We start from the raw sequence: 24,471 nt of genomic DNA, 5'->3' as shown, positions 1-24,471 counted from the left end.
CCGCTACCTCCTTTCTGGCCGTCGCTCACCTACTGGCCGCAATGGATTGGATGAGATGAATGTCCACACACTCTAGTCAGACCATTTAAGGCTCTAGTTTTTAAACTCAGAATCTTAAATGGCACTGGAATTTAAAACAACTGATAATCTATTAGATAAAGCATAATAAAAAATCATCTTGTTCTTTTATCATACATATACAGACAAATAATACTCATGACCGAAGCAATTATAAATGGAATACAGATAAATAAAAATAAATCAGGGCTGGAATGCACATCAGTTATCACTTGAAATAAATTTCTTTTCTTAGGTTTTATGACATATAAAAACATTGGTATTAAAAAATAATTTACTAAGCAAGCAAGTACAAAAACTATATTAGATTCCCTCCCAATAATTTTTGTTAATATTAAACTGAGTCCAAATGAAGATAAATATATAGTTATGATCTTCACAAAAAGAGCCATAGACATAATATTAACTGGCATTCTCATCATGCCACCAATTGCTACTGTCGCTACAGCGTCGACCAGAATAAGTACTAACAAGAATAAACTTACTTTGCTTGTCATTGCGAATTCATTTACCACATGTAAAAGCGCGTAACAGTTGTTGCGCCATGAATGAACCTATCACGTGGAGATGTAACGTCTCCTTTGAATCTGAGTTCATGGGGAATCCCGAAGAAATAAAGCCATCTACCAGATGCCATATTTTGCAGTTTTCCAAATGTAGCGCTGCTTTATCTTGCATATGTAGGTTGGACTACTTCGTACCGCTCATGATACAAGGTCTTTCTGTCCCACTCACCTGTGGCCAACACTTTTAAAGGAGTGAAAGATAACTCAGCAGTCAGCTAGTTACACACTAATTGTCAAAACAAAAGCAGAAATGTATATGGTATTCAAAATCACATACAATAACTTTAATAGGAACACAAGTATTAGCAAAGACGGGTTGATTATTTTCGAAGGCAGTAGCAGGAAAAAAATATTCAGATGGAAGTGGTCATTTTATGATAAAGAAGAAAAAAATATTGCCGCATTTTACTCACACAGTAGATGGTTTTCGAAATTACATGCTGTAAATGCGACAATGAAATGCCATGTTGCAAACATCAAACTAACCGTGCGTTTAAATATATCACTTTTTACTTATTCAATCACATCCGATCACGACAATAATAGATATCTGCTTAGTTCTGATATGACAAAAAATAACTTCTCGATTTTCGTAAATGAAATACAATTAGGTTTACTAATCAAAACAGAAAATAATTCTGGAGAACATTTTACTAGTAACTGGAAGCTAATAATTGATGAAAATGTTAATGAATATGCAATAATACTAATCTGTTATGGCATGTTTATTCTAGCAGAAAGAAATTTTGACTTATGGGGAAGTGATTAATCGTGATTGTGTCACCTGCCTAAATCAAATGCTTCCATCATTTTCCTCAATTTTGAGGTCGTCGAAGTAGATAGGGTCGGCATCAAAATTGAGCACCCATACTTCCAGCTACGCGGGCTCTTCGATATTGGTATTCAGCGTTGAGCTGAGCCGCTGTCAATTGCCGTTGATGGTGTATAGTCCCAGAGTGTGGTGGCGTATTCTTCGACGCCCTAGCCTCGGGCCTACCCGCAAGCAGCGTGTTTTTCACCAACGCCGACTACACAGACATACCCTGGCAGGCCTTCAAAGAAGGCACCAGCAGCCGATTACCCGCAAGGGCAGCAATCCTCGGCCCCTGGAGCAACACAAAAACACATGGATTCATGACTTTCGTTAAACCATTTCCCTTCTTGGCCACACCGTGGACGACTGACAGAGTCGAAGCGCCCACGACAGTACCTAGCCCGTGAGTACGAATGCAGAGCCCTGAACTGAGTTTGTAGCAACTCCGCTAGCTCACTTTTGTCGGCCTGATTGCTTGCTAAGGCAAGGCACTACAACTCTTCAAAAAATGTGTAACAAGCTGTATTTCAATCTCTCCAGCAAGGAGTCAAGTTACGAAGTGTTTTTAATTCCGCTAGGATATCGCTGAACCTCCTGAATAAGATATGAAAAGCCTTTCTGCTGGGTCTGACCGATACGACCAGCCAACAATAATCAGCTTAGGGTCTGAAGCAATCCTTGTTTGTAACCGACAAAAACGCCCACCCTCGCACTGAGAGTGGGCGTTTTTTATTGATTTCGAGAACAATAGAGACAACCTATCTATTGGGTGGCACACATTCCAGCTACAGCAGCTCGGTGCTACGCTTTACGAAGGCCGTCAGGGCCTCGCCTTTCAGCATGCCCTGAGCCAGCAGTGCCAGATCGAAAGCCTGCTTGGCCAGGCTTTCGCCGGTGCCATTGCCGGCCAGCACTTTTTGCGCTACGGGATGGTTGGCGTTTATGGTTACGTCGTACGACTCGGGGAAGGCGCCGAACATCTGCATGCCGCCCCCGCCGCCGGTGCGCTGCATGTCCTTCATGCGACGCATGAACTCGTTCTGGGTGATGACCACCGGCGCATCTTGGGGCGACAGGGCCGCCACTTTCACACGCATGGTCTCGTTGGCGATGGCTGCCTTGAACGTCTCCTCCAGCTTTTTCTGGTCGTCCTCACTCAGCACGCTCTCGGGAGTGCTCTCCTTCTCGATGAGCTTGCTCAACGTGTCGGCATCTACGCGCTTAAAGCTGGTCTTTTCCAGTTTCTGCTCCAGCTGGCCGACGAAGTGCGGGTCGAGTACCTGGTCGAAGTTCAGCACGTCGTAGCCCCGCTCCTGGGCCGCGGCCACGAAGCTGTGCTGGGCCTCGGCGTCGTTGGTGTAGAGCACTACGGTGTTGCCGTCCTTGTCCTGCTGGTTGGCCTGGATGTGCTCGGTGTACTCCGTAAGGGTGAACAGCTTGTTGCTCACGTTTTTCAGCAGCACGAAGTCCTTGGCTTTCTCGTAGAACTTCTCGTCGGAGAGCATGCCGTACTTCACGAATAGGCCGATGTCGTTCCATTTTTCTTCGTAGCCGGCCCGGTCCTGCTTGAAGAGGCTGCTGAGCTTATCGGCTACTTTCTTGGTGATGTAGGTATTGATTTTACGTACCGCGGCATCAGCCTGCAGGAAGCTGCGCGACACGTTCAACGGGATGTCGGGCGAATCAATCACGCCATGGAGCAGCATCAGGAACTCGGGCACCACGTCCTTCACCTCATCGGTGATGAATACCTGGCGCGAGTAAAGCTGAATCTTGTTGCGTTGGAACTGCAGCTCGTTCTTCACTTTGGGGAAGTACAGGATCCCCGTCAGGTTGAACGGATAATCCACGTTGAGGTGAATCCAGAACAGCGGCGGCTCGCTGAAGGGGTAGAGCTCCTGATAGAACTTGGTGTAGTCCTCATCGGTCAGCTCGCTCGGCTGCCGGGTCCAGATCGGGGTGGTATTGTTGATAAGTTCGCCTTCGAACTCAATCGGCACGGGCAGGAACTTGCAGTACTTAGTGAGGATGGTACGCAGACGGGCCTCCTCCAGAAACTCGTCGGAGTCAGCTGCCACGTGCAGCACGACATCGGTGCCGCGCTCGGCCTTGGCGTGCTCACCGGTGGGCTCTTCAAGGGTGAATTCCGTGCTGCCATCGCAGGTCCAGTGGGCCGTGAGGGTGTCGTCTTTGTACGACTGCGACCAGATTTCTACCTGCTCGGCCACCATGAAGGCCGAGTAGAAGCCCAAGCCGAACTGACCAATAATCTGGTCTTTGGTGGCTGCGTCCTTGTCCTTATACTGCTCGACAAATTCCGTGGCGCCGGAGAAGGCAATCTGGTTGATGTACTTTTTGATTTCTTCGGCCGTCATGCCCAGGCCGCGGTCCGAAATTGTGATTTTGCGGGCTTCTTTGTCCACGGTCACCCGCACTTTCAGCTCGCCCAGCTCGCCCTTGAACTCGCCTAGTTGGGCCAGGCTTTTCAGCTTCTGAGTAGCGTCGACGGCGTTGCTGACCAGTTCCCGCAGGAAGATTTCGTGGTCGGAGTACAAGAACTTCTTAATAATTGGGAAGATGTTCTCGGTATGAATGGAGATAGAGCCGGTTTCTTGCATGGGAATGAGAAGGGGAAACGGTTGAATTCGGACGCAATGGCCGGGCATTACGAGCCCGGTCGCGGACCGAACGGCTTTCAAACGACGTTCCAAGGCCGGAGCGCTGTCAGATTGACAGCGGACGTAGGCCCGACGCGGCCTTGCCCTGCCGCTCTATAGGCTGGGCCGGTAAAAGGCTCGGGGCTCGGGCATCCCGCTGGTGCGGGGAAAGTCACGGCCGTGCATGGCATCCCACTCTGCCAGCAGCGCCGGCAGCCGGTTCGAGTAGTCGCTGAGCCAATGCAGCCCCGGCACGACCACCGAAAAAAACTGAATGTCGAACTTAATGTACGGCCGGGACAGGGCAATGAGGGAATCCACGGCCAACTGATTATGAACCCGCCACCGGCTGATGACCAGCACCATTCGCTCCAACGAAGTACTCAGCATCCGGGGCGTCCAGCGGGCTCCCAGCCACACTTGGTCGTACACCGAAATATCGGGCACCGAGTTCATATCCAGCAATATATGCCGCACCTGCAGCCGCTGAATCAGGCTCAATAATTGCTCGGCGCTGGTCCGAAACGTGCGCATGTCTTCTCCAGCGATCCACTCGACCCGCAACAAGGCTAAGTGCGCGTCGTGCTGCAACGAAAAGTCGGGAATTGTGGTAATTATCACAAAAAATAATAAAATCAAAACGCTTAATACCAGAACAATGAGCAGAAGATAAGTAGGTGACCTTGTTTGGGTTGAGCTATCATTCACTAAAGATAAAGCTTATTGGCCGTTCTATTTTCTTTTTGTTACGATTCTTTAATAATTTCCATTGCATCTTTGCACCGTGCACGCCCTCCGTTCCCATATCGCCCTGCTGCTGCTGCTCTGCCTGACGCGGACGCTGCTGCCGGAGGCGTGGGTATTGGCCCTGCACGCCCACGAGCACACCAACAAGGAACCGGCCCAGACGCCGGCCTTCCGGCACAAGGGCAAAGCCCTGGCTAGTACCCAGCACAAGCACTGCCAGGTAGAAAGCCTCTACAACGTGCCGTTTTTGCCGAGTGCCCCGGTAGTAGCCCCCCTGCCGGCTACCCGGCCGCGCTTTGCCACGGTGCCAGTGCCCACGGTGGCCATTGCGCCCCGCATTACCCGAGGCCCGGCCCAACCGAGAGGCCCACCCGTAGCCTAAGCGGCACCCTGGGTTCCTACTACTTGTAAGCTACGACCTACCCTGACTGCGCCGCGGTCCGGAGCGGGCTTGCGCTTATGCCGTCGCTGGGCGGCCTTGCTATTCTTTTCATGAGGGTTTTTTCCTACCTGCCAGGCCTCATTGCGGCCGGGCTGGGGGTAGCACTGACGGGCCTGCCGGCCTTGCCGGGCCGCGCGCAAACCGCGCCGGCTCGGTGCAACCTGGTCCTGGCCGGACGCGTGGCCGACCACGAGGCGGGCATGGCCCTGCTCGGGGCCACTGCCCGCCTGCTCGAAACGGGCGAGGTGAGCACTACCGACTCGGCGGGCAACTACCACTTTCACGTGTGCGCCGGCACCTACCACCTCGAAGTGAGTTTCGTGGGTTACCGCTCCGAAAGCGCCGAGCTGCGCGTGACCACAGCCGTGGTGCGCAACTTCCAGCTGCACCCCGACGCCGTGCAACTGGCCGGGACTATAGTGCGCGGACAGGTAGCAACCGCTCCCCCAACCCAGGCTACGGCAGTGCTGGGAGGCCGCGCCCTGGCCGCCACCCGCGGCCAGAGCCTGGGGGAAGCCCTGCTGAACGTAAGCGGTGTGGCGGCCATCCAAACCGGGCCGAACGTGTTTAAACCCATGATCCACGGGCTACACTCCAACCGGGTGGCCTTGCTCAACAACGGGGTGCGGCAGGAGGGCCAGCAGTGGGGCCAGGACCATGGGCCGGAAATCGACCCTTTCGTGGCTTCGCAAATGACGGTGGTGAAAGGCGCCGCCGGCGTGCGCTACGGCGCCGACGCCATCGGCGGGGCCGTGCTGGTGCAGCCCGCCGCCCTACCCGACTCGGCGGGCACCACGGGCCAGGTGCATCTGGTGGGAGCCAGCAATAACGGCTTAGGGGCGGCATCGGCCACGGTACAGGGCGCGCCGCGACGGCTACCAGCCCTAGCGTGGCGGGTGCAGGGCACCGTGCGGCGGGCGGGCCTCACGCGGACACCCGACTACTGGATAAGCTCCTCCACTCTGGCCGAGTACAACTACTCGGCGGCCGTGGGCTGGCGCGCCCAACGCTGGGGTGTCGAGGCTTTCATGAGCCAGTACAACGCCCGGCTGGGCCTCTACCCGGTGCCCGAAAACTGGAACCTGACGGCCCGCGGCAGCTCGGTAGCCCCCTTGCCCGCTTCCTTTACCTACGAGCTGGAGCGGCCGTACCAGCAAATCCAGCACACCTTATTCAAGCTCAGCGGGTTTTATAAGCTGAATGGCTGGGGCGGACGAGTAGGCTTGACCCTGGCCCAGCAGGCCGACAACCGGGGCGAGTACGACAAGTACCGCCCGCGCAACGACAACGTGGCCAATAAAAACCTGCCCGAGCTGGACTACCGCAACCAAACCACCACCGCCGACCTGCGGTGGGAGCCGCGCTTACCTGGCAATTGGGGCGGGGAGCTAGGTTTGAGCGGCACTTATCAGGACAACACGTACCGCCCCGGTAGCCGCTTTTTCATTCCTTATTATACCAATGTGGCCGCCGGGGCCTACGCGCTCGGGCACTGGCGGCCCGGCCCCTGGCTGCTGGAAGTCGGCCTGCGCCTCGACCGCCGCTCCCTCGACACGCGCCGTCCTACCCGCGCGAGCGGCGCTTTCGCGGTGGTACGCGAGGACTTTGCCTTCACCACGCCGGCGGCCTCGGCGGGAGTGGTACGCGAGTTTGGCCCGCACGTGACGTTGCGGGCTGACGCCAGCCTGCTTCAGCGGGCGCCGGCGGCCAACGAGCGGGCCAGCCAGGGCGTGCACAACGGCATTTACGAGGAAGGCTACGACATCACGCGGCCGGCCGGCGCACCCGCCCTGGGACCGGAAACTGCTCGCTCGGCCGCCTTCAGCCTGAGCTGGCACGACCACCCCCGCCTCAACGGGGAGCTGACGGTGTATCAGAGCCAGATTCAGAACTACATCTACCAGACGCCGGTGCCGCCGGTGCTCGACATTCGGGGGCTATTTCCGTCGTACCGCTTCCAGCAAACCGATGCCCGGTTCCGGGGACTCGACCTGCTGGTGGCTTACCGGGTGGCGCGCCCGCTCACGCTGGGGCTGAAAGCCGCCACGGTGGTGGAGCGCGACCTCCGCCAGGATGACTACCTGATTCTAGCCCCGGCTGATCGCCTCGAAGGCTGGGTGCGCTACGAGGCTCCGGCCGGCAAAGTGAAGGAAGGCTCGTCCGCGTCGCACCGGGTGCGGGGGTTCTATGCTCAACTCGGAATCCAGAGCGTGGGCCGCCAAACCCGCGTGCCGCGCGACAACGAGGTGCGCGACTACCAGCCCTCGCCCCCCGGCTACTGGCTATGCGGAGCCGAAATCGGGGGTACGCTGCGACTAGCGGCGCATACGCCAGTGGAAATCAGTGTCACGGCTACCAACCTGCTTAACACCAGCTACCGCGACTACCTCAACCGCTACCGCTACTTCCTCGACGAGATGGGCCGCAACCTCACATTGCGCCTGCGGGTACCGCTCGCCTTCGGTGCCCCTAAAACTTAATGATTCTCAATCTTTCATCTTTTCCTTTTGACTCCTAATCCCATGTTCCGTTTTCATTCCCGTTTTCGCCTGGCCACCTTACTGCTGGCTACTCCGTTCATCTTCTCGGCCTGCAAGAAAGACAAGGCCGAACCCAAGCCTGATGAGGAGAATGAGCAAATCACGACGGTCACCTACACGCTGACGCCCCCTCCCGGTGGCGGAAGCCCCGTTACGGCGACCTGGCGCGACACTGATGGCCCCGGTGGTAACAATCCCACTATCAGCGGGCTCACCCTGGCGGCCAATACGACCTACACCGGAGCCATCTCACTGAGCGACGAAACCAAAAGTCCGGTTGCTGATATCACGGCGGAAGTACGTGCCGAGAGTGATGAACACTTGTTTGTTTACGAGAGCACACCAGCCAGCCTCCTCGCTATTACGCGCACCGACCGCGACGTGAGAAACCTGGAAGTAGGCTTGGCTACCCGAGTGGTCACCAGCGCTGCTGGTACGGGCAGGCTGAAAATTACCCTGCGCCACCAGCCCGGCACCAAGAATGGCACCGCCACCCCCGGCGATACCGATGTGGAAGTGACCTTCGAGGTGACGGTGCGGTAACTTTTACTGTAGCGCGGACTTTGCGAGTCCGCGCCGGACCGCTCACGCGCGGACTCTGCGAGTCCGCGCTACTAAAGCGGGACAGCTTTCGGGGCTGACCGGCTTTATTATGGCTTACTAACAGGCCGGTACGCGCGCTGTGCACTTTCTAATGACCGGCTTGGTTGCCGCTCGTACAAGCTAATTTTGTTGGCTTTATCCTTGCTTTCTACTCACCCTTCCTCTAGCGTCTTTTTATGCCTAAGCCCATTCCGCTCGCGCTTTTGGTGTTGTTGAGTAGTTCTATTTCCGTCGCGACGGCGCAAACTATCCCGCCAGTCGCGGCCCCCCGGGAGCGGGCGGCCGTGCCCCCGCTCACCGGTCGGGTTACGGATGCCACCACCGGTGAGGGCTTACCGGCTGCCAACGTCATTTTCGTGGACCTGAAGCGGGGCACGGCTACGGCAGTCGACGGCAGCTTCGTTTTCAATAACCTACCGCGCGGGCGCTTCACGATGCAGGTTCGCTCGCTGGGCTACAACACGGTGAACCAGACGGTAGATACCAGCAACCGCCTGCCGCTGGAGGTGAAGCTGACGGCCGCCGCCACCGAAATCGGCCAAGTGGTAGTCACCGGCGTGTCGCAGGCCACGGAGTTGCGCCGTTCGCCCGTGCCAACTTCCGTAGTTGACCGCACGCGGCTCGACCAGACCGCGGGCTCGAACATTATCGACGCCATTGCCCACACGCCGGGCGTGAGTCAGATTACGACCGGCGCGGCCATCAGCAAGCCCGTGGTGCGCGGATTAGGCTTCAACCGCGTGGTTACCCTGAACAATGGGGCCCGGCAGGAAGGCCAGCAGTGGGGCGATGAGCACGGCGTGGAAATCGACGAATTCAGCGTTGACCGGGCCGAGATTATCAAAGGGCCGGGCTCGCTGCTCTACGGCTCCGATGCCATGGCCGGCGTCATCAACTTCGTGGCCCCGGACCCCGTGGAGGAGGGCCGCATCCTCGGCGCAGCCACAGCTAACTATCAGACCAACAACCACCAGCAGGCGTATTCTCTCCAAAACACCGGCAACCTCAACGGCTTCAACTGGCTGGTGCGCGGCACCCGCAAGGTAGCGGGCGACTACCGCAACCGCTACGACGGCCGGGTGTACAACTCCGGCGCTAACGAGTGGGATGTCAACAGCTACGTCGGCGTGAACAAGGATTGGGGCTATTCCCACCTCACCTTCAGCTCCTTCAACCAGCGCGTGGGCCTCATCGAAGGGGCCCGCGACGAAAAAACCGGCCGCTTCCTGAAAGATGTTCCCTGCGACGACCAGGTCCTGGCCGTGCCCGTGACCGACGAGGACCTGCGCGGTTACCGCCTGGCCGTGCCGCAGCAACAGATAAATCATTTACGCATTGGCACCGACAACAACTTTATCCTGGGCGAAAAGGGCGCGCGCCTTACCCTGCTCGTTAACTACCAGCAGAACTTGCGGCGCGAGTTCGGTAACGTGCTGGCCCCGGCCGAGGCGTCGCTTTACTTCCAGCTGCGCACCGTAGATTATTCGCTGCGGTACTTCCTGCCCGAGCTGCACGGCTGGAACGTGACGCTGGGCACTAGCGGCCTGCACCAGCAAAACCGCAACCTGGGCGTGGAATTTCTGATTCCGGCGTACCGGACGAATGAAGGCGGCGTGTTTGGCGTGGCCAAGAAAACCTTCGGCTCGCTCGACCTTAGCGGCGGCCTGCGCTACGATGTCCGCCGCATCAGGGCCGACGTGCTGTTGCTGAATGCCGAGGAGCAGCCTACTACCCGCGACGACCCGAACGCGAAAACCAAGTTTCCGGGCTTTACCAGCACCTTCCGGAACTACAGCGGCAGCCTGGGAGTGGCCTACAATCTGAACGAACGATTGACCATGAAGGCCAACCTTTCGCGGGGATTCCGGGCGCCCAATGTGGCCGAGCTGGGCTCGAACGGCCAGCACGAAGGCACCATTCGCTACGAGCTCGGGCAGCCCAACCTGCTGGCCGAAACCAGCCTGCAGCTTGACGCGGGGGTGAGCTACGTGACCGAGCACGTGCGCCTGAGCCTGGACGCCTTCACCAACAACATTGATAACTATATCTTTCCGCGCCGCTTACGCAACGCCGCGGGCACCGGCGACTCGCTGAGCCCCGAGGGCAGCGGCGTGTTTCGCTACGAGCAGGGCCGGGCCCGGCTGCTGGGCGGCGAGCTCAGCGTCGACTTCCACCCCCACCCACTCGACTGGCTCCACTTCGAAAACTCCTTTTCCATGGTGCGGGCCGAGCAGTTCAACCGCCCCGAGGGCGAGCGCTACCTGCCCTTCATCCCCGCCGACCGCCTGCAGTCGGAGCTGCGCGGCAACTTCCGCCGCCAGGGCAAACGCCTCACCAACCCCTACGCCCGCGTGCAGGTAGAACACACCTTCGCCCAGAACCGCTACTTCTCGGCCTTCGACACCGAAACGGCCACGCCGGGCTACACGCTGGTGAACGCCGGCCTGGGCACCGACGTGGCCAATGCGCGGGGCAAGACGTTGTTCTCCTTGTTTCTAACCGCGAACAACTTGTTCGATGTGGGTTACCAGAGCCACCTCAGCCGCTTGAAATACGCCGACTTTAACTATGCCAATGGCCGGCGGGGCGTCTATAACCAAGGCCGGAACCTGAGCGTACGGTTGGTAGTACCGCTGGCTTTCAAGTAGTTCTCCCGAAGGCTGCGGAGTAATCGGTAAGGTCAAATCCCGCATTTAGCGGGTATTAAAGCAGTTTTTCGGTTGCTACCCGCGGCTCTTGGGTGCCTCCCCAATGGAGGAGTAGGATTCTGCTGTATATAGTATATAATGCCAGGCCTCGAGGACATGGCCGTGAATCATCCCAAAGACCAGGCACGCGTTGGCCTGCCGTAAAGATTAGGTCCCAAAACCGCATTCGACTCACAGGACCATTCTTTACGGCGATGCTAACTATAAGCTGAAGTGCGCGTGTTTGTATAGCGCTATTTCTGATACGCTTTGAATTATAATCACCCGATTAACAGGGCGTGAGCTACCGTGGCTGATAGCGCGGGGATGGCTAAGGCATTTTATATAGAATAATTCCCTTTTTCTTATTTATAAAATATTTTTTATTAGATTTACACGAAATAACTCATCCGTTTAATTGCCTGACCTACTTAGCCTGCTTAGAAGCGGACTCATTTTCTACTTTCTTCTCGGCTGCGGGAGCTGTCTTCTAAATACTGCCTCAACCGACTGACGGCCTTCCTCCACCGGAGGGGTGAATATCGAAACCGATAGTTCATTCCTCGAAGAGGGCAATAGGTATCCGCTCAAAACGGCCAATGACAGCGCCAAGCCTTTTATTCTTCCGGTGCAGAATATCGAAAAGGTGATTCGAAAAGGTGATCGGGACGTGAGTGAATTAACTGTCCCACGCTTTGACGTGTGCTACTGCGTCTTTTGTCAATCTTCCATCCCTAAAAACTTCTGTATGCTACAGTTCTACCCACCACTTGGCAGGGCTCATTTACGTTTGCCCGCTCATTCTCCATCTGTACTGCGCCGGGTGGTACTGCTGCTGGTGGTGGTGTTGCTCAGCCAGTTCTCGGCGCGAGCTGATACTGATTTCTATAAAGACTTCATCGTCCTGCGCAGTGGGCCTACTACGACCTACTACTATACGTATGCCGGCACCCCCGTCCCCAACCCGCCTTTTCAGAACGCCAATCTCGGGGAGTTTGCCCCAGACGCAACGGGCGTGCTGATGCTGGATGGAGCGGAAGCTAATATTAATGAGGAGGGTACCGCGCTAGGCGCGGTGTGGTTATTCTATCGAGTCTACGAAGAGGGCACCGTACCAGGCGCTTTCGTCCAGAAATCCCTCGTCTATCGCCCTCCGGGCCCCGATGACAACCCCTACACTAAAAGTAGGGCCGACGCTAAAAAGTGGGTTCTTACCGACGCCGGCATTGATTTGGTGCGGGTTGCTGGCCGTGGTGGACGCTTCGTGCTCGAAGTGTATTTCGGAGCCGCTGGCGCGAACACTAGTGGGACGCGCTTCTCACGTTTCGACGACAACAGGGGCGCGAACTACCGCGCTACGTTCACCGTTGGCCAAGGCGTACAGCCTTACGCAAGCCCCTCCAACGCAGAGGTCGACGGCAACTTTCACGCGTACGTCGGCCAAGTCTTTGGTGGGCTGGAACCTAACCGCGTGCCAACCGGCCTGCTCGCCGACTACGGATTCGAGTTTGCTAATCCCCGAATCTACAACGGGTCCCTCCTGGAAGACAGCACCCTGGTGGACCAGACCACGTACGCCGACCTGTATAACACTCTTTACACCAGTCAATTTAACGCGGCCGCAGCAGGCATGCGCCATCCCGGCGTGCACGATAGTCTTTGTTACGCCGCCCGGCAGCGAGAAGTCATCACCCTGAGCGGGTTGCTCTTTAACTACAATGCTATCGACCCCCAGGCCCAGGTCAATGGCACCATTCAGACGATTAATGAACAATTTCGGGACCAGTACACCGATGGGGTTTGGCAAAACCCCTACCAGGAGCTCACTACGGTGGCTATTAGTCCGAGCACCAGCTACTACAATCTGACCTCCTGCCAAGTAGTACTGCCATCCTCCTTATTTCTGTCTAATATAGCGAACCAGATAAGCACTGTTACGCTAGACGCCGATGACGGTCAGGGGTTCCGACCTATCCGGTTCGATACCCCGCTGGCCCTGAATTACGCCACCACGGGTTGGAAACACTGGCTATTCAGGGTGACGCTAACGAATGGGCAGCAACTTCTTTCGCATAGTAAACTGCACATCGACAATACCAGCAATATCGTGAGCAGCCCGGACGGTTCCCGTAGCGGTGGTCCGAATGGCACGGCCGCCCGGGGCTTCGTAGTTGACGAAAGAAGAACCATTTGGGCAACCGAGCCTTATCTGGGCCACTTTGGCGCGGCCGACGTGGTCATAAGCTACCGGAACGCGGGCGACCCCGTGCTGCGCCGGCCCTTAATCATTGCGGAAGGCTTCGACCCCGGGCATATTCTTAGCCCGGAAGAGCCCGAGGGCGATAATACCTTCAGGTCCTTTATCACCAGAGCGCAGACCAGCGGAAGCGCGGCCTTGAGGAGTCTAATCTCCGATGATCCCAATCAATACGACATCGTGTACGTGAACTGGCGCAATGGCACCGATTACCTGCAGCGTAATGCCCTGGTACTGGAGGCGGTTATCCGCTGGGTAAATGCAAATAAGCAGCCCTTTGGTACCACCTTACAGCCCAACGTCGTGTTGGGCAGCAGCATGGGCGGCGTCATCGCCCGCATGGCCCTGGGCCGCATGGACCGGGCCGGGGGCGTGGCGGCGCACCAGACCCGGCTCTACGTGAGTGTGGACGCGCCTCACTTAGGCGCCAACGTTCCGCTAGGCTACCAGGCGGCTGCCCGGCATGCCACCCGAATGTACCTCCGCACCGGGCCAATAGCGGCCGCTATTGAGGTTATCCAGTTGCTGGGCAATGGCCCGAGTCCGCTCCGCTCGCTGCTGCTGGCTGATCAGCCAGCCTCTAAACAGATCCTCATCAATCGACTGGACCTGCGGGATCAGCTCGCGAACAGCCCCCATATTCAGTTTCAGGAGGAACTACGCACCAGCTGGGCCTATCCGGTTAACATCCGCAACGTGGCCATTAGCAACGGCAGCGAATGTGGCATTGACCAAGAGTTCACGCCCGGCTCCTCCCTGCTTTACCACTACCGGAGTGTCAAGACCCGCTTTCTCAGCGACTTGATTGGCATGGCGGCCGGGATTGGCTTAGGAGCGCTTGGCGTACCGTTTTACCTCACCGCCCCGCTGGTCATCCCGGGTAGTAGTAAGTTTGAGTTAACGCTCGATATTAAAGCATTGGCTGATGGTGGCGGGAACCGCGTGTATTATGGCAACATCCGATACACGAAGAAAATCCTGTGGCTGGTACCCGTGCGGATTAACATTGTCAACCACTCCTACACCGCACCATCTGGCTTGCTGCCGCTTGATACTTATCCAGGTGGCTTTTACACCGTAAAACTGGACGGGCTGCCGAGCGCTTCCTCCCAGGACTGGGCCTTTTATTACAACAACAATTTTTTCATCCAACGACGCTTTGGCTTCATCCCGACCGTTTCGGCGCTGGACATCGGCCAAGGCAATAGCGCGCTGGGGGCCGGCGATTACCTGGCCCGCTACGTGGGGGGCACGCCGCCCGCGGCCCCGCTGAACTCGCCCTTCGCAAACTTTACGACGGGCTTCAACCTGACTGGCACAACCTATCCGTTCGACAACAGCAATTGGCGGGTGTTGAACAATGAGCCGCACGAGAGTTTCTCCTTACGCAGCGGGGACTGGTTGGCCGCCGAATTAAACAGCGCTCCCACCCAGACCAACTGCGCCGCGGCCTGCGGAAACAACAGTTATTCCATTGTTGGTAATGCCGCCATCTGTACGACGTCGGACTACCGCATCAGTAACCTACCTGCCGGAACGGTGGTGACCTGGAGCATCTCGCCTAACGCGCAGTCGGCACTGCAATTGGCCCCCAACGTGCCCAGCCCCAACGAACTGCGGATAACCAACCAAAACGCGGGTCCCCTTACAACTACGCTGACCGCTACCATCAATTCCTGCGGACGAACTATAACGATAACGAAACAAGTATCCGCATACACAATCACCTCACTACCAGTTCCCTCAGGATTTGTTGACGTGGAGTTTGTTACTTGTGATGACGCTCCGGCTTTACCTATAATTTTTTATCCTGACTCTCCATTCGGCGGAGTTATAACGCTTACCCCCTCTGTTCTTCACCATACTTTGCAATCACAAAGGAGGCCTATAAACGTCAGATACACCAACCCTTGCACTGGTGAGTATACTTCCAAGGTGATGATTCTGGATTATCGAGCTCCTTACTGTGGATATAGGACAGCCAATGCCAATTCTTTCTATACCATCTCTCCCAATCCATCAAGCGACATTGTACATATTGATTTGAGCGACCCAAACAGCCAGCCAGCAAAAGGAACCATCATCTCGGGAGAGCTTTTTAATATGATGGGGCAATCGAAAGCACGCATTAATGTCTTAAATAATAGAGCAACTTTTTCTGTAAGAGCACTAGAAAAAGGAATCTATGTCCTGAAAATTTACATCGCCGACCAAGTAGAAAGCCATCAAATTGCAGTAGAATGAGACCCTCCTTCTCGGAGCATTAGTCAACCTCAAGTGGGAGAAAGGGGCCTGCTGGCCGGGGCCCTGCAGCCAGCACGTCGACACGCAAGGTTTCCACCCAGAATATTACCCTTGCTGAGCCTGTTGCAGGCTGGCGCTAACCTCGCGTAGGATGGCCATATCAGCGAGGCGGGCTAGCTCTTCCAGATTGTAGCGTTGAGCCCAGCGCTCGGCCTATTACGTGGTAACTCACGGGTAGTAGGCCGAGCGCCTGGGGATGTGCTGCTGGATGTTGTTCATGTAGAAATACTTGGCCATGACAACCGACGCGGTTGGCGCCGGCTTTTTGCGCAACTCCGTGGCCACCCGCGGCACCCCAGCCGGGGCTTGGCGGTCCAGGTCGGTGCTCACGGGCAGCTATGCTATGGTGGCCTGACAAAAGTTGGTGCTACATTTCGCCATGCAAGCCTCTCCCCCTACCCGAACTTCTGTTTTTACGGCGGCCGTCATCGTGGCGGCCCTGGGTTACTTCGTCGACATCTACGACTTGATTCTGTTCAGCATTGTGCGGGTGAGCAGCCTGCACGATCTGGGCGTGCTCGACCAGTCGGAGGTCACGAACCAGGGCTTATACCTCATCAATATGCAGATGGGCGGCATGTTGCTGGGCGGCATGCTCTGGGGCATTCTGGGCGATAAGCGCGGGCGCCTGTCGGTACTCTTCGGCTCCATTCTGCTGTATTCGCTGGCCAATATCGCCAACGGCCTCGTGCAAACCATCGACCAATACGCGTGGCTGCGGCTCATTGCCGGCATCGGCCTGGCGGGCGAGCTGGGGGCGGGCATCACCCTGGTGAGCGAGAGCCTCCCCAAGGAAAAACGCGGCTACGGCACCATGATCGTGGCCACGGTGGGCGTGAGCGGCGCCATGCTGGGCTACTGGGTGGGTGAAAAGCTAGGCTGGCGCAATGCCTATTTCGTCGGCGGCGGGTTGGGCCTGCTCTTGCTGCTGCTGCGGGTGAGCGTATTCGAGTCGGGCATGTTCCGGCAGGTGCAGGCCCAAGCCAGCGTGCGGCGCGGCGACTTCCTGAGTTTATTTACCAACTCCGCGCGGCTGGGTAAATACCTGCGCGTGCTGCTGATTGGGGTGCCCCTGTGGTTCGTGGTAGGCATTCTGGTGACCCTGGCCCCGGAGTTTGGGCGGGCGCTGGGCCTCACGGGCGAGGTCACGGCGGGATTGGCGGTGTTTTGGTGCTACTTCGGGCTGGTGTTCGGCGACTTTTTCAGTGGAACGCTCAGCCAGCTCTGGCACAGCCGCAACAAGGCGCTGAAAGTGTTTCTGGTGTTTTGCGCGGTGCTGGTGGCCATCTACCTGTTCGCGCTACGCGGCGCCTCGCCTACTACCTTCTACGCCGTCTGCTTCGTGCTGGGCATATCGGTGGGTTTCTGGGCCCTGTTTGTGACGGTAGCGGCCGAACAGTTCGGCACGAACCTACGGGCCACTACGGCTACCACCGCGCCCAATTTTGCGCGTGGCGCCGTGGTTGGGTTGGTGCCGGCCTTCAAATCGTTGAGCAGCGCGCTGGGCTTCGTGCCGGGCGCGGCGGTGCTGGGCGGGGTGGCGCTGCTGGTGGCCTTCTGGGCCGTGAGCACCCTGCCCGAGAGCTACGGCAAAGACCTGGACTACGTGGAATAGCCACCGCTTTAATCCATTTCCAACCGCTCAGCCAACCTCCGGCCGGCAGCCTCGTTAAAGAGGAATCTACCACCCGTTACCAACGGTTATCTACACTTATGAAAAAGCTCTTTCTCGGCGCCCTTGTACTGGGGGCCCTCTCTACCGCTGGCACCGCCTCGGCCCAAACAACCCCGGCCCCAGCTTCCACCACCGACCCCGCCGCCGTACCGTTGACCTCGGAGCAACAGAAGCAGCGCGCCGACGACTCCAAAGCAGCCTACGACGCGCGGAAGCAACAAACCGAAGCGCAGCAGAAGACCATCCGCGACAGCAAGGAGCAGATCAAGCAAACCGAGAACCAGCAAAGCGACCTGAAGAAGCAGCTCAAAGACCAGCGGCAGCAGGAAAAAGCGCAGAAAGAGCAGCTTAAGCAACAACGCCAAGCAGCCAAAGAAGCTAAAAATCAGGAGCGGGCCGCCCACGAACAGGCCAAGGCCGAAAAGAAACGCGCCAAAGAGATGAAATAGCGGCTCCCGACTAGTTCAGTAAAAGCTCCGGCATCAGCCGGAGTTTTTTATTGTCCAATCTGGCCGATATTTCTTTGCCCCTTACTTTCCTACTTTTACTTTTTACTTATCATCTCCTCGCCGCTCCAGCATGGCCACCCCCACTAAAAATACGGTTAAACTGTACCCCTGGCACCATTTCGTGCTGCTGCCGCTGGCCTTCCTCATGGCCGGCTACACCATTCTCCGCTACACCAAGGTGGCGGGCGACGACGACCAGACCGCTCGGCTGTGGTTTAGCGTGGCAGCTCTGGCCGTTATCGGGCTGGGCGTGCTAATAATGCTGCGCCAGCACTACGCCCTGCAGCTGCAAGACCGCATCTGCCGCCTCGAAGTGCGCCAGCGCTATTTCGAAGTGAGCGGCCAACGCTTTGCCGCGCTCGAAAAGCAGCTGACCCTCAGCCAAATCCTGAGCTTGCGCCTGGCCGGCGACGCCGAGCTGCCGGCCCTGGCCCAGGCCGCGGTGACCGAAAATCTTTCCCCTAAAGACATTCAGGCCCGTATTACCGATTTTCAGTTCGATACCCTGCGCGTCTGAGCTTAAAGCGGCTGCTTTTATATTATTGTTACGGGCTGCCGGGAGTTGATACATAGAGCCGTTTTCGAAAAGGAATTAAAAATTAAAAATGAAGAATTAAAAATCAGCTGGTCCATTTTTTAATTCTTCATTTTTAATTTTTAATTCTAAAAACCGGTACCCTCACTGGAGAACCGTTCTAAACTTTCAGGCGCCCGCAACCCGCCCCACCTTATGATTCTCTACAACGTCACCAGCAGCATCGAGCCCGCCGTGGCCGACGAGTGGCTGGAGTACATGCGCTCCACTCACATGCCCGAGGTAATGGAAACCGGCTTCTTCCTCAAGAGCCAGCTCTGCCGCCTGCTCAACGAAGAAAATGACGGGATTACCTACGCCGCTCAGTACTACTGCCTCAGCGTAGAGCAACTCGAAGAATACCAGCGGCTCTGCGCCCCGGCTCTGCGGGCCGACATGGAAGCGCACTTCGCGGGCCAGTACGTCTCGTTCCGCACCGTGCTCGAAGTAGTGGAGTAGCTCCTGGCGCCGCGGCACCTTTGCTCTGGGTGTTGCGGGACTTCGCGCGACTTACCAAGCAAAGGCGCCACTTTGCGGGCTGGGCACAAAAATGGGGTCCGGGCTGTTTGAGCAGTACTCCATGAAAAACATTATCTTCTTCGGCGACAGCCTGACGGCGGGCTACGGCCTGCGAGCCAACGAGAGCTTCCCGGCCCTGCTTCAGCAGCGCCTCGACCGCGAGCAACTTCCTTACCGGGCTTTTAACTACGGGGTTAGCGGCGAAACCAGCGCCGGTGGGCGGCAGCGCCTGGCCTCGGTGCTCAGCCGGCACTCCGTCGATGCTTTCGTGCTGGCCCTGGGCGCCAACGACGGCCTCCGCGGCATTCCGGTGCGCGAAACCTCTCAAAACCTGCAATTCATTATCGACGCCGTGAAACGGCAGTACCCGCCGGCCCAACTGGTGCTGGCCGGGCTGGAATTCCCCTTCGACCTGGGGCCGTTGGGTGGTCATCGCCTGGCTAACTACGCCGCTGAGTTCAAGGCCCTGTTTCGGACCCTGGCCGAGAAGAACCGCCTGCCCTTCGTGCCCTTCCTGCTGCAAGGCGTGCTGGGCCGCCGCGACCTGAACCTGCCCGATGGCGTACACCCCAACGCCGCCGGCCAGCAAGTTCTGGCCGATAACGTGTGGCAGGTGCTCGGCCCGCTGCTGAAGGTACCCGTGGGCTCCTAGCCGAACAGGCTCCCCTGCACCGGCTGCGGAATAACGAACGGCGGCGGCACCGCAATGCCGGTCAGCGCCCGCATCTTTTCCAGGAAGTAGGCGGCCAGCACGGGCGCGTGCCGCACGTCTTTTTGGTGAATGAAAAAGTAGATTTCGTGCACGCCCTGGGCCACCCAGGCGGCCAGGCGCTCGGCCCAGGCGTCGGTACGCTGGTAGTCGGTGCTGTGCAGGCCGTGCCCGTTGAAGCGGATGAAGGCCACGGGCGTGGTCAGGCGCATGGGCAGCACGTCGCGCCGGCCCGCCACGTCGGTTATCACCAGCGTTTTGCGCAGGGCCTCCAGAGTGGCAAATACGGCATCGGCGAGGCCTTGGTCGGCAAACCAGCGGGGGTGGCGTAGCTCCACCGCCAGTGGCACGGCCTCCGGGAAATCGAGCAGAAAACGCTCCAGGCGGGGCAGGTGCTCGGGGCCAAAATGCGGGGGCAGCTGCAGAAAAGCCCAGCCCAGGTTTTCGCCCAGGCTCTCGAAAGCGCGGGCCATGGGCACCACTAAATCATCGGCCTGAAACAACTCCCGCTCGTGGCTGATGCTGCGGGGCAGCTTGGGGCAGAAGGTAAACTCCGGCCCCACGGCCGCCCGCCAGCGCCGCACCGTGCCCGCGTCGGGAATGCGATAGTGCGTGGTATTGAGCTCAATGCTATTGAACTGCTGGGCGTAATAGTGCAGGTAATCCGGCTCCTTAATGCCGGCCGGGAAGTACGTGCCCAGCCATTCCTTATTGGTCCAGATGGGGCAGCCCACATGCAGGCCCACGGGTGCTGGCTGCGTGGGCCGGGCCCGGGCTAGCACGCGGGCCGTTTCGGGGTGGTCGAGCGGTAGCCGAAAATCGACGTAGCGGAGGTCAGGCAAGCGGCCAAAATCCATGCGGCAAAGGTAGGGGTTGCGACCCGCGGGCTCTTACTGCTCTTACGAAAAAATCGGGACTTTTGCAACCAGCTTTCGAAGCTGGCCAACTGCGTGATGACCAAATTTTATACGTGCCGCATAATCTAATTTTTGACCTGCGCAATGGCTTAGCATAGATCCGAAAAATATAGTTTGCGCACGCTCAGCGGCACTTTCTCATTTTAGTCTTGGATTAATTAAATGCAAGTTTTATCTGTAAAGTGCAATTTTTAGACTCAAATTGTTAGCAAATGGGGCAGGTGATTTAGCAATCTCCCTGGGGGGGCCTATGTTTGTCGGGTTCACCATCCGTTAAATCGCATGATTTTATTTCGTCGTCTTAGAGTACTCGCCCCCTCCAGTTTCCTTTTTTTCCTGCTGACTTTGTTGAGCGTTTCGGCGCATGCCACTAACCCCGGCACCACAAAATCAGCCTCCGGCCCAAGCACCACCACCACCGTGATGCGCGGCCGGGCCTCCTGGTATGGCAGTTACTTTCAGGGCCGACGGACGACCAGCGGAGAGCGGTACGACCGCTTTAAGTACACCTGCGCCCACAAAACCCTGCCCTTCGGCACGCGCATCCGGGTTACCAACGTGAAAAACGGCAAGTCGGTGGTCGTGCGGGTGTCGGACCGGGGCCCTTATCGCCACCAGCGCATTCTTGACCTCTCCGAAATCGCGGCCCGCCCACTGGGCATTACCAGCTGCGGAGCCGCCACGGTGGTCGCCGAAGTAGTGCCAGCCGAAACGCCCCTGGGCCTGACTACTACGCCCAGCAACCTAGCGGCCCTCTATGCCGCCGACCCCAACCCCGACGCCGCACACACGACTTACTCCGCGCCCGATTCGACGGCGTCGGCCGAGCCCGCTGAGGCCACCCTAATAGAGGCCTCCCGGCCTTCTACCACCCAAGCCGTAGCCGTGGCCGAAACGGTCGACTGCCCGAAGAGCTTCCTCATCCAGGCCGGCTCCTTTCTCGACGCCGCTAATGCCCAGAGCATTCAGGCTCGCATCAAATCGCTGCTGCCCGAGCTGCAAGTGGAAGTGTCGCAGGATTTGGTGGACGGCCGGCCGCACAGCCGCGTGCTCGTGGGCAAGTTCGAGGACCGCGCCAAAGCCGAAGCCACGCGCAAGCGGCTGATGGTTTGGGGCATCGGCGGACTCGTGCGCGAAGTGGCCTTGCAGTGAGCGCTGGCTAGCGGTCCGCTATTCGCGGCTAGCGGCCGGCCTGGTAACTGAGCACCGGGAGCACCTCAGGCCCACCCAGGGGTAAAAATTCATTGAAGCCAATTGACGACATTGTCGTTAATTGGCTTTTGCTTTTCAGTCCTGATAACGAACCACTATCAACGAACCTCTACCATGATCAAGGCTCTGCTGGCGCTGGCTGTTAGTTTCTCGCTCGTTTGGGGGCTGAACACCAAGCACGGCGACGTTCCGCCCTTCGGCAAGCTGCTGAGCCCCTACCGGGGGTTCTGGCAGAATGGCGAAGCCCCGGGTGACTTCCCGACCCGCCGAACGCTGGCCCTGCCGGGCTTGCGGCAGCCCGTGACCGTGCGCTACGACGACCACCGGGTGCCGCACGTCTTTGCCCAAAACGACCACGACCTGTATTTCGCCCAGGGCTACCTCACGGCTCAGGACCGGCTCTGGCAGATGGAGTTCCAGACCCACGTCGCGGCCGGCCGATTGGCCGAGCTGGTGGGCCCCGCCCGGTTGGAAACCGACCGGTTTTTTCGGCGCATGGGCCTGCCGTTTGGCGCGGCCAACTCGCTCAGGAGCATGATGGCCCACCCCACTACGCGCACCGTGCTAGAGTCGTACTCGGCGGGGGTGAACGCCTACATCGGGCAGCTCACGCCCGCGACGCTGCCCTTCGAGTACAAGCTCCTCGACTACCAGCCCGAGCCGTGGCAGCCGCTGAAGTGTGCCCTGCTGCTCAAGTTTATGGCCTGGGACCTGAGCGGGCGCACCGACGACCTGCGCATGAGCAACATTCTGCGCCGCTACGGCCCGGCCATCACCAAGGACCTGTTCCCGGACTACCCCACCCGCGAGGACCCCATCGTGCCGGTGGGCACGCCGCTGGACTTCAAGCCTTTGCCCATACCCGCCGTGCCCAAGTCGTTCGAGGCGGCTTACGCGGCCCACCAGCTGCGCGACGAGCCCGCGGCCGACCTGGGCTCCAATAACTTCGCGGTGAGCGGCGCCAAATCGGCCTCGGGCTACCCGCTGCTGGCCAACGACCCGCACCTGCAGCTCAACCTGCCCAGCATCTGGTACCAGATTCAGCTGAGTGCGCCGGGCGTGAACGTATACGGCGTTACCATTCCCGGCTCGCCGCTGGTTATTATCGGCTTCAATGAGCGCGTGGCCTGGGGGGTGACCAACGTGGCCGCCGACGTGCTCGATTTCTACCAGCTGAAATTCCGCGACTCCACCCGCCGCGAATACTGGCACGACGGCCGCTGGAAACCCGTGCGCCGGGTGGTGGAGCACCTCAAAGTGCGCGGGCAGCCCGACCGGCTCGATACCGTGCTGTACACGCACCACGGCCCGATTGTGTACGACAAGCCCGAGAAACCCTTTCTCGCTCAAACGCCCATTGCCCACGCCATGCGCTGGACCGCCCACGACGGGGCCAACGAGATCCTGACCTTCTACCAACTGAACCGGGCCCGCTCCTACCCCGACTACACGGCGGCCCTGGCCAGCTATGGCTCACCGGCTCAGAATTTTATCTTCGCCGACACCGAGCAGGACATTGCCATCTGGCCCAACGGCCGCTTCCCCCTGAAGTGGCGCGATCAGGGCAAGTTCATCCTCGACGGCACCGACCCGGCCTACGACTGGCAGGGGTGGATTCCGCCAGCCCAGAACCCGCACGTGAAGAACCCGGCCCGCGGCTTCGTGAGCTCGGCCAACCAGTTCTCGGCCGGGCCCGACTACCCCTACTACTTGAACTGGACCTATAGCAGCTACGAGCGCGGCCACCGTATCAACCAGCGGCTGAGCGCGATGAGCGGGATTACGCCCGACAGCCTGCGTGAGCTGCAAAACGACGTGCTGGACCTCAACGCCCAGCTTATGCTGCCCCGCCTGCTGGCCCTGGTGGCCGCTCCCGGGGCCGGCCCCGCCTCAGCCGCTATCCCGGATGAAACAATCGTGTTGGCCGAGATGCACCGCTGGCGTTATCAGTACACCGCCGATGCCGTTGGGCCCAGCGTGTTCAACTTGTGGTACAACGACTTGGTGAAGCGCCTCTGGGACGACGACTTCGGGGCGCAAGCCACCGGTCTGGAAATGCGCTACCCGGCCCGCGACCGAACCAACAACCTGATCCTGAACGAGGACACCTCGCCCTGGATTGACGACCATCGAACGCCAGCCCGGGAAACCCTGCCCGAGCTCGCTCGGCAAAGCCTGCGTTTCGCCATCGACTCGCTCACCCGCAAATTCGGGCCGCCTTCGCCCAAGTGGCGCTGGGGCAGTCAGAAAGGCACCGACTTGCTGCACCTGCTCCAGCTCAAGGGCTTCGGGCAGTTGGGGGTGGACTGTGGCGGGGGCGCCGGCATCGTGAACGCTACCTCCAAGCGCAATGGCCCGTCCTGGCGCATGGTGGTGGCGCTGGGCCCGCGGGTACGGGCCTATGGCGTATATCCCGGCGGGCAGAGTGGCAACCCCGGCTCGCCCTTCTACAATAATCTGCTGGAAACCTGGCGCGTGGGCCAACTGGATGAGCTGGTGTTCCTGCGCTCAGCCCAGGAGCCGAACCCACGCGTGGCTACCGCCTGGGTGTTAAAGAACAACTAGGCGTTCTGACGCTCCGCAGCACCATGCTGCGCTGTTCAACGCTCAACCAAGTTGCTACGTTTCGCTATTTTGGGTGTTGTTAAACGAATAGAACGA

17 protein-coding genes are annotated in these 24,471 nt (G+C 58.3%); 13 read left to right on the top strand and 4 right to left on the bottom strand.

Annotation, left to right across the window (positions count from 1 at the left end):
• Positions 1 to 900: 900 nt before the first annotated feature.
• Positions 901 to 1,413 carry a hypothetical protein gene (locus IC235_RS15235; RefSeq protein WP_223847332.1) on the top strand — a complete coding sequence of 171 codons (513 nt, stop codon included), beginning with the start codon at positions 901 to 903 and terminating at the stop codon, positions 1,411 to 1,413.
• A gap of 830 nt (positions 1,414 to 2,243) precedes the next feature.
• Here IC235_RS15235 and htpG read toward each other — a convergent pair.
• Complete coding sequence (gene htpG, locus IC235_RS15230; RefSeq protein WP_191006048.1) at positions 2,244 to 4,076, bottom strand: molecular chaperone HtpG; 1,833 nt, start codon at positions 4,074 to 4,076, stop codon at positions 2,244 to 2,246.
• 153 nt (positions 4,077 to 4,229) lie between these two features.
• Positions 4,230 to 4,736 (bottom strand): hypothetical protein, encoded by a 507-nt coding sequence (locus IC235_RS15225; protein WP_191006047.1) that lies wholly within the window; start codon positions 4,734 to 4,736, stop codon positions 4,230 to 4,232.
• 163 nt (positions 4,737 to 4,899) lie between these two features.
• On the opposite strand from IC235_RS15225, the gene IC235_RS15220 reads away from it, so the two are divergent.
• From IC235_RS15220 to IC235_RS15200, 5 genes are all read left to right on the top strand, one after another.
• Positions 4,900 to 5,244, top strand: a complete 345-nt coding sequence (locus tag IC235_RS15220; protein ID WP_191006046.1) for a hypothetical protein — start codon at positions 4,900 to 4,902, stop codon at positions 5,242 to 5,244.
• A 110-nt stretch (positions 5,245 to 5,354) separates the two neighbouring features.
• Positions 5,355 to 7,784: a TonB-dependent receptor gene (locus tag IC235_RS15215; protein WP_191006045.1), complete on the top strand. Its 2,430-nt coding sequence runs from the start codon at positions 5,355 to 5,357 to the stop codon at positions 7,782 to 7,784.
• 42 nt (positions 7,785 to 7,826) lie between these two features.
• The gene (locus IC235_RS15210) at positions 7,827 to 8,387 is read left to right on the top strand and encodes a hypothetical protein (protein WP_191006044.1); all 561 of its coding nucleotides are present in this window, start codon (positions 7,827 to 7,829) and stop codon (positions 8,385 to 8,387) included.
• Positions 8,388 to 8,623: 236 nt separating this feature from the next.
• Positions 8,624 to 11,095 carry a TonB-dependent receptor gene (locus IC235_RS15205; RefSeq protein WP_191006043.1) on the top strand — a complete coding sequence of 824 codons (2,472 nt, stop codon included), beginning with the start codon at positions 8,624 to 8,626 and terminating at the stop codon, positions 11,093 to 11,095.
• 829 nt (positions 11,096 to 11,924) lie between these two features.
• The gene (locus IC235_RS15200) at positions 11,925 to 15,635 is read left to right on the top strand and encodes a T9SS type A sorting domain-containing protein (protein WP_191006042.1); all 3,711 of its coding nucleotides are present in this window, start codon (positions 11,925 to 11,927) and stop codon (positions 15,633 to 15,635) included.
• Positions 15,636 to 15,863: 228 nt separating this feature from the next.
• Here the strand turns inward: IC235_RS15200 and IC235_RS15195 are convergent, their stop codons facing one another.
• On the bottom strand, positions 15,864 to 16,025 hold the full coding sequence (locus tag IC235_RS15195; RefSeq protein WP_191006041.1) for a hypothetical protein: 162 nt from the start codon (positions 16,023 to 16,025) through the stop codon (positions 15,864 to 15,866).
• Between the two features lie 49 nt (positions 16,026 to 16,074).
• On the opposite strand from IC235_RS15195, the gene IC235_RS15190 reads away from it, so the two are divergent.
• From IC235_RS15190 to IC235_RS15170, 5 genes are all read left to right on the top strand, one after another.
• Complete coding sequence (locus IC235_RS15190; protein WP_191006040.1) at positions 16,075 to 17,310, top strand: MFS transporter; 1,236 nt, start codon at positions 16,075 to 16,077, stop codon at positions 17,308 to 17,310.
• Positions 17,311 to 17,408: 98 nt separating this feature from the next.
• A complete protein-coding gene (locus IC235_RS15185; protein ID WP_191006039.1) occupies positions 17,409 to 17,819 on the top strand; it encodes a hypothetical protein in 411 nt (136 codons plus the stop codon).
• Between the two features lie 130 nt (positions 17,820 to 17,949).
• Positions 17,950 to 18,396, top strand: coding sequence for a DUF6526 family protein (locus IC235_RS15180; protein WP_191006038.1), 447 nt, complete (start codon positions 17,950 to 17,952; stop codon positions 18,394 to 18,396).
• Positions 18,397 to 18,609: 213 nt separating this feature from the next.
• Positions 18,610 to 18,912 (top strand): DUF4286 family protein, encoded by a 303-nt coding sequence (locus IC235_RS15175; RefSeq protein ID WP_191006037.1) that lies wholly within the window; start codon positions 18,610 to 18,612, stop codon positions 18,910 to 18,912.
• Between the two features lie 121 nt (positions 18,913 to 19,033).
• Positions 19,034 to 19,624: an arylesterase gene (locus IC235_RS15170; RefSeq protein WP_191006036.1), complete on the top strand. Its 591-nt coding sequence runs from the start codon at positions 19,034 to 19,036 to the stop codon at positions 19,622 to 19,624.
• On the opposite strand, the gene IC235_RS15165 is transcribed toward IC235_RS15170, so the two are convergent.
• Positions 19,621 to 20,538 (bottom strand): DUF72 domain-containing protein, encoded by a 918-nt coding sequence (locus tag IC235_RS15165; protein ID WP_191006035.1) that lies wholly within the window; start codon positions 20,536 to 20,538, stop codon positions 19,621 to 19,623. The two genes, IC235_RS15170 and IC235_RS15165, sit on opposite strands and share 4 nt — an antisense overlap.
• A gap of 405 nt (positions 20,539 to 20,943) precedes the next feature.
• Between IC235_RS15165 and IC235_RS15160 the strand changes: the two genes are divergently transcribed.
• Both IC235_RS15160 and IC235_RS15155 read left to right on the top strand, forming a co-directional pair.
• Positions 20,944 to 21,750 (top strand): septal ring lytic transglycosylase RlpA family protein, encoded by an 807-nt coding sequence (locus IC235_RS15160; protein ID WP_191006034.1) that lies wholly within the window; start codon positions 20,944 to 20,946, stop codon positions 21,748 to 21,750.
• A 174-nt stretch (positions 21,751 to 21,924) separates the two neighbouring features.
• Entirely contained in the window at positions 21,925 to 24,375 is a 2,451-nt protein-coding gene (locus IC235_RS15155) for a penicillin acylase family protein (RefSeq protein ID WP_191006033.1), read from the top strand.
• Positions 24,376 to 24,471 lie beyond the last annotated feature (96 nt).

The sequence above is a fragment of the Hymenobacter montanus genome (genome assembly GCF_014699115.1).
GTDB lineage: Bacteria > Bacteroidota > Bacteroidia > Cytophagales > Hymenobacteraceae > Hymenobacter > Hymenobacter montanus.
Note: the sequence above shows the minus strand (reverse complement) of the source record. Positions and strands in the feature narration are given on the sequence as shown.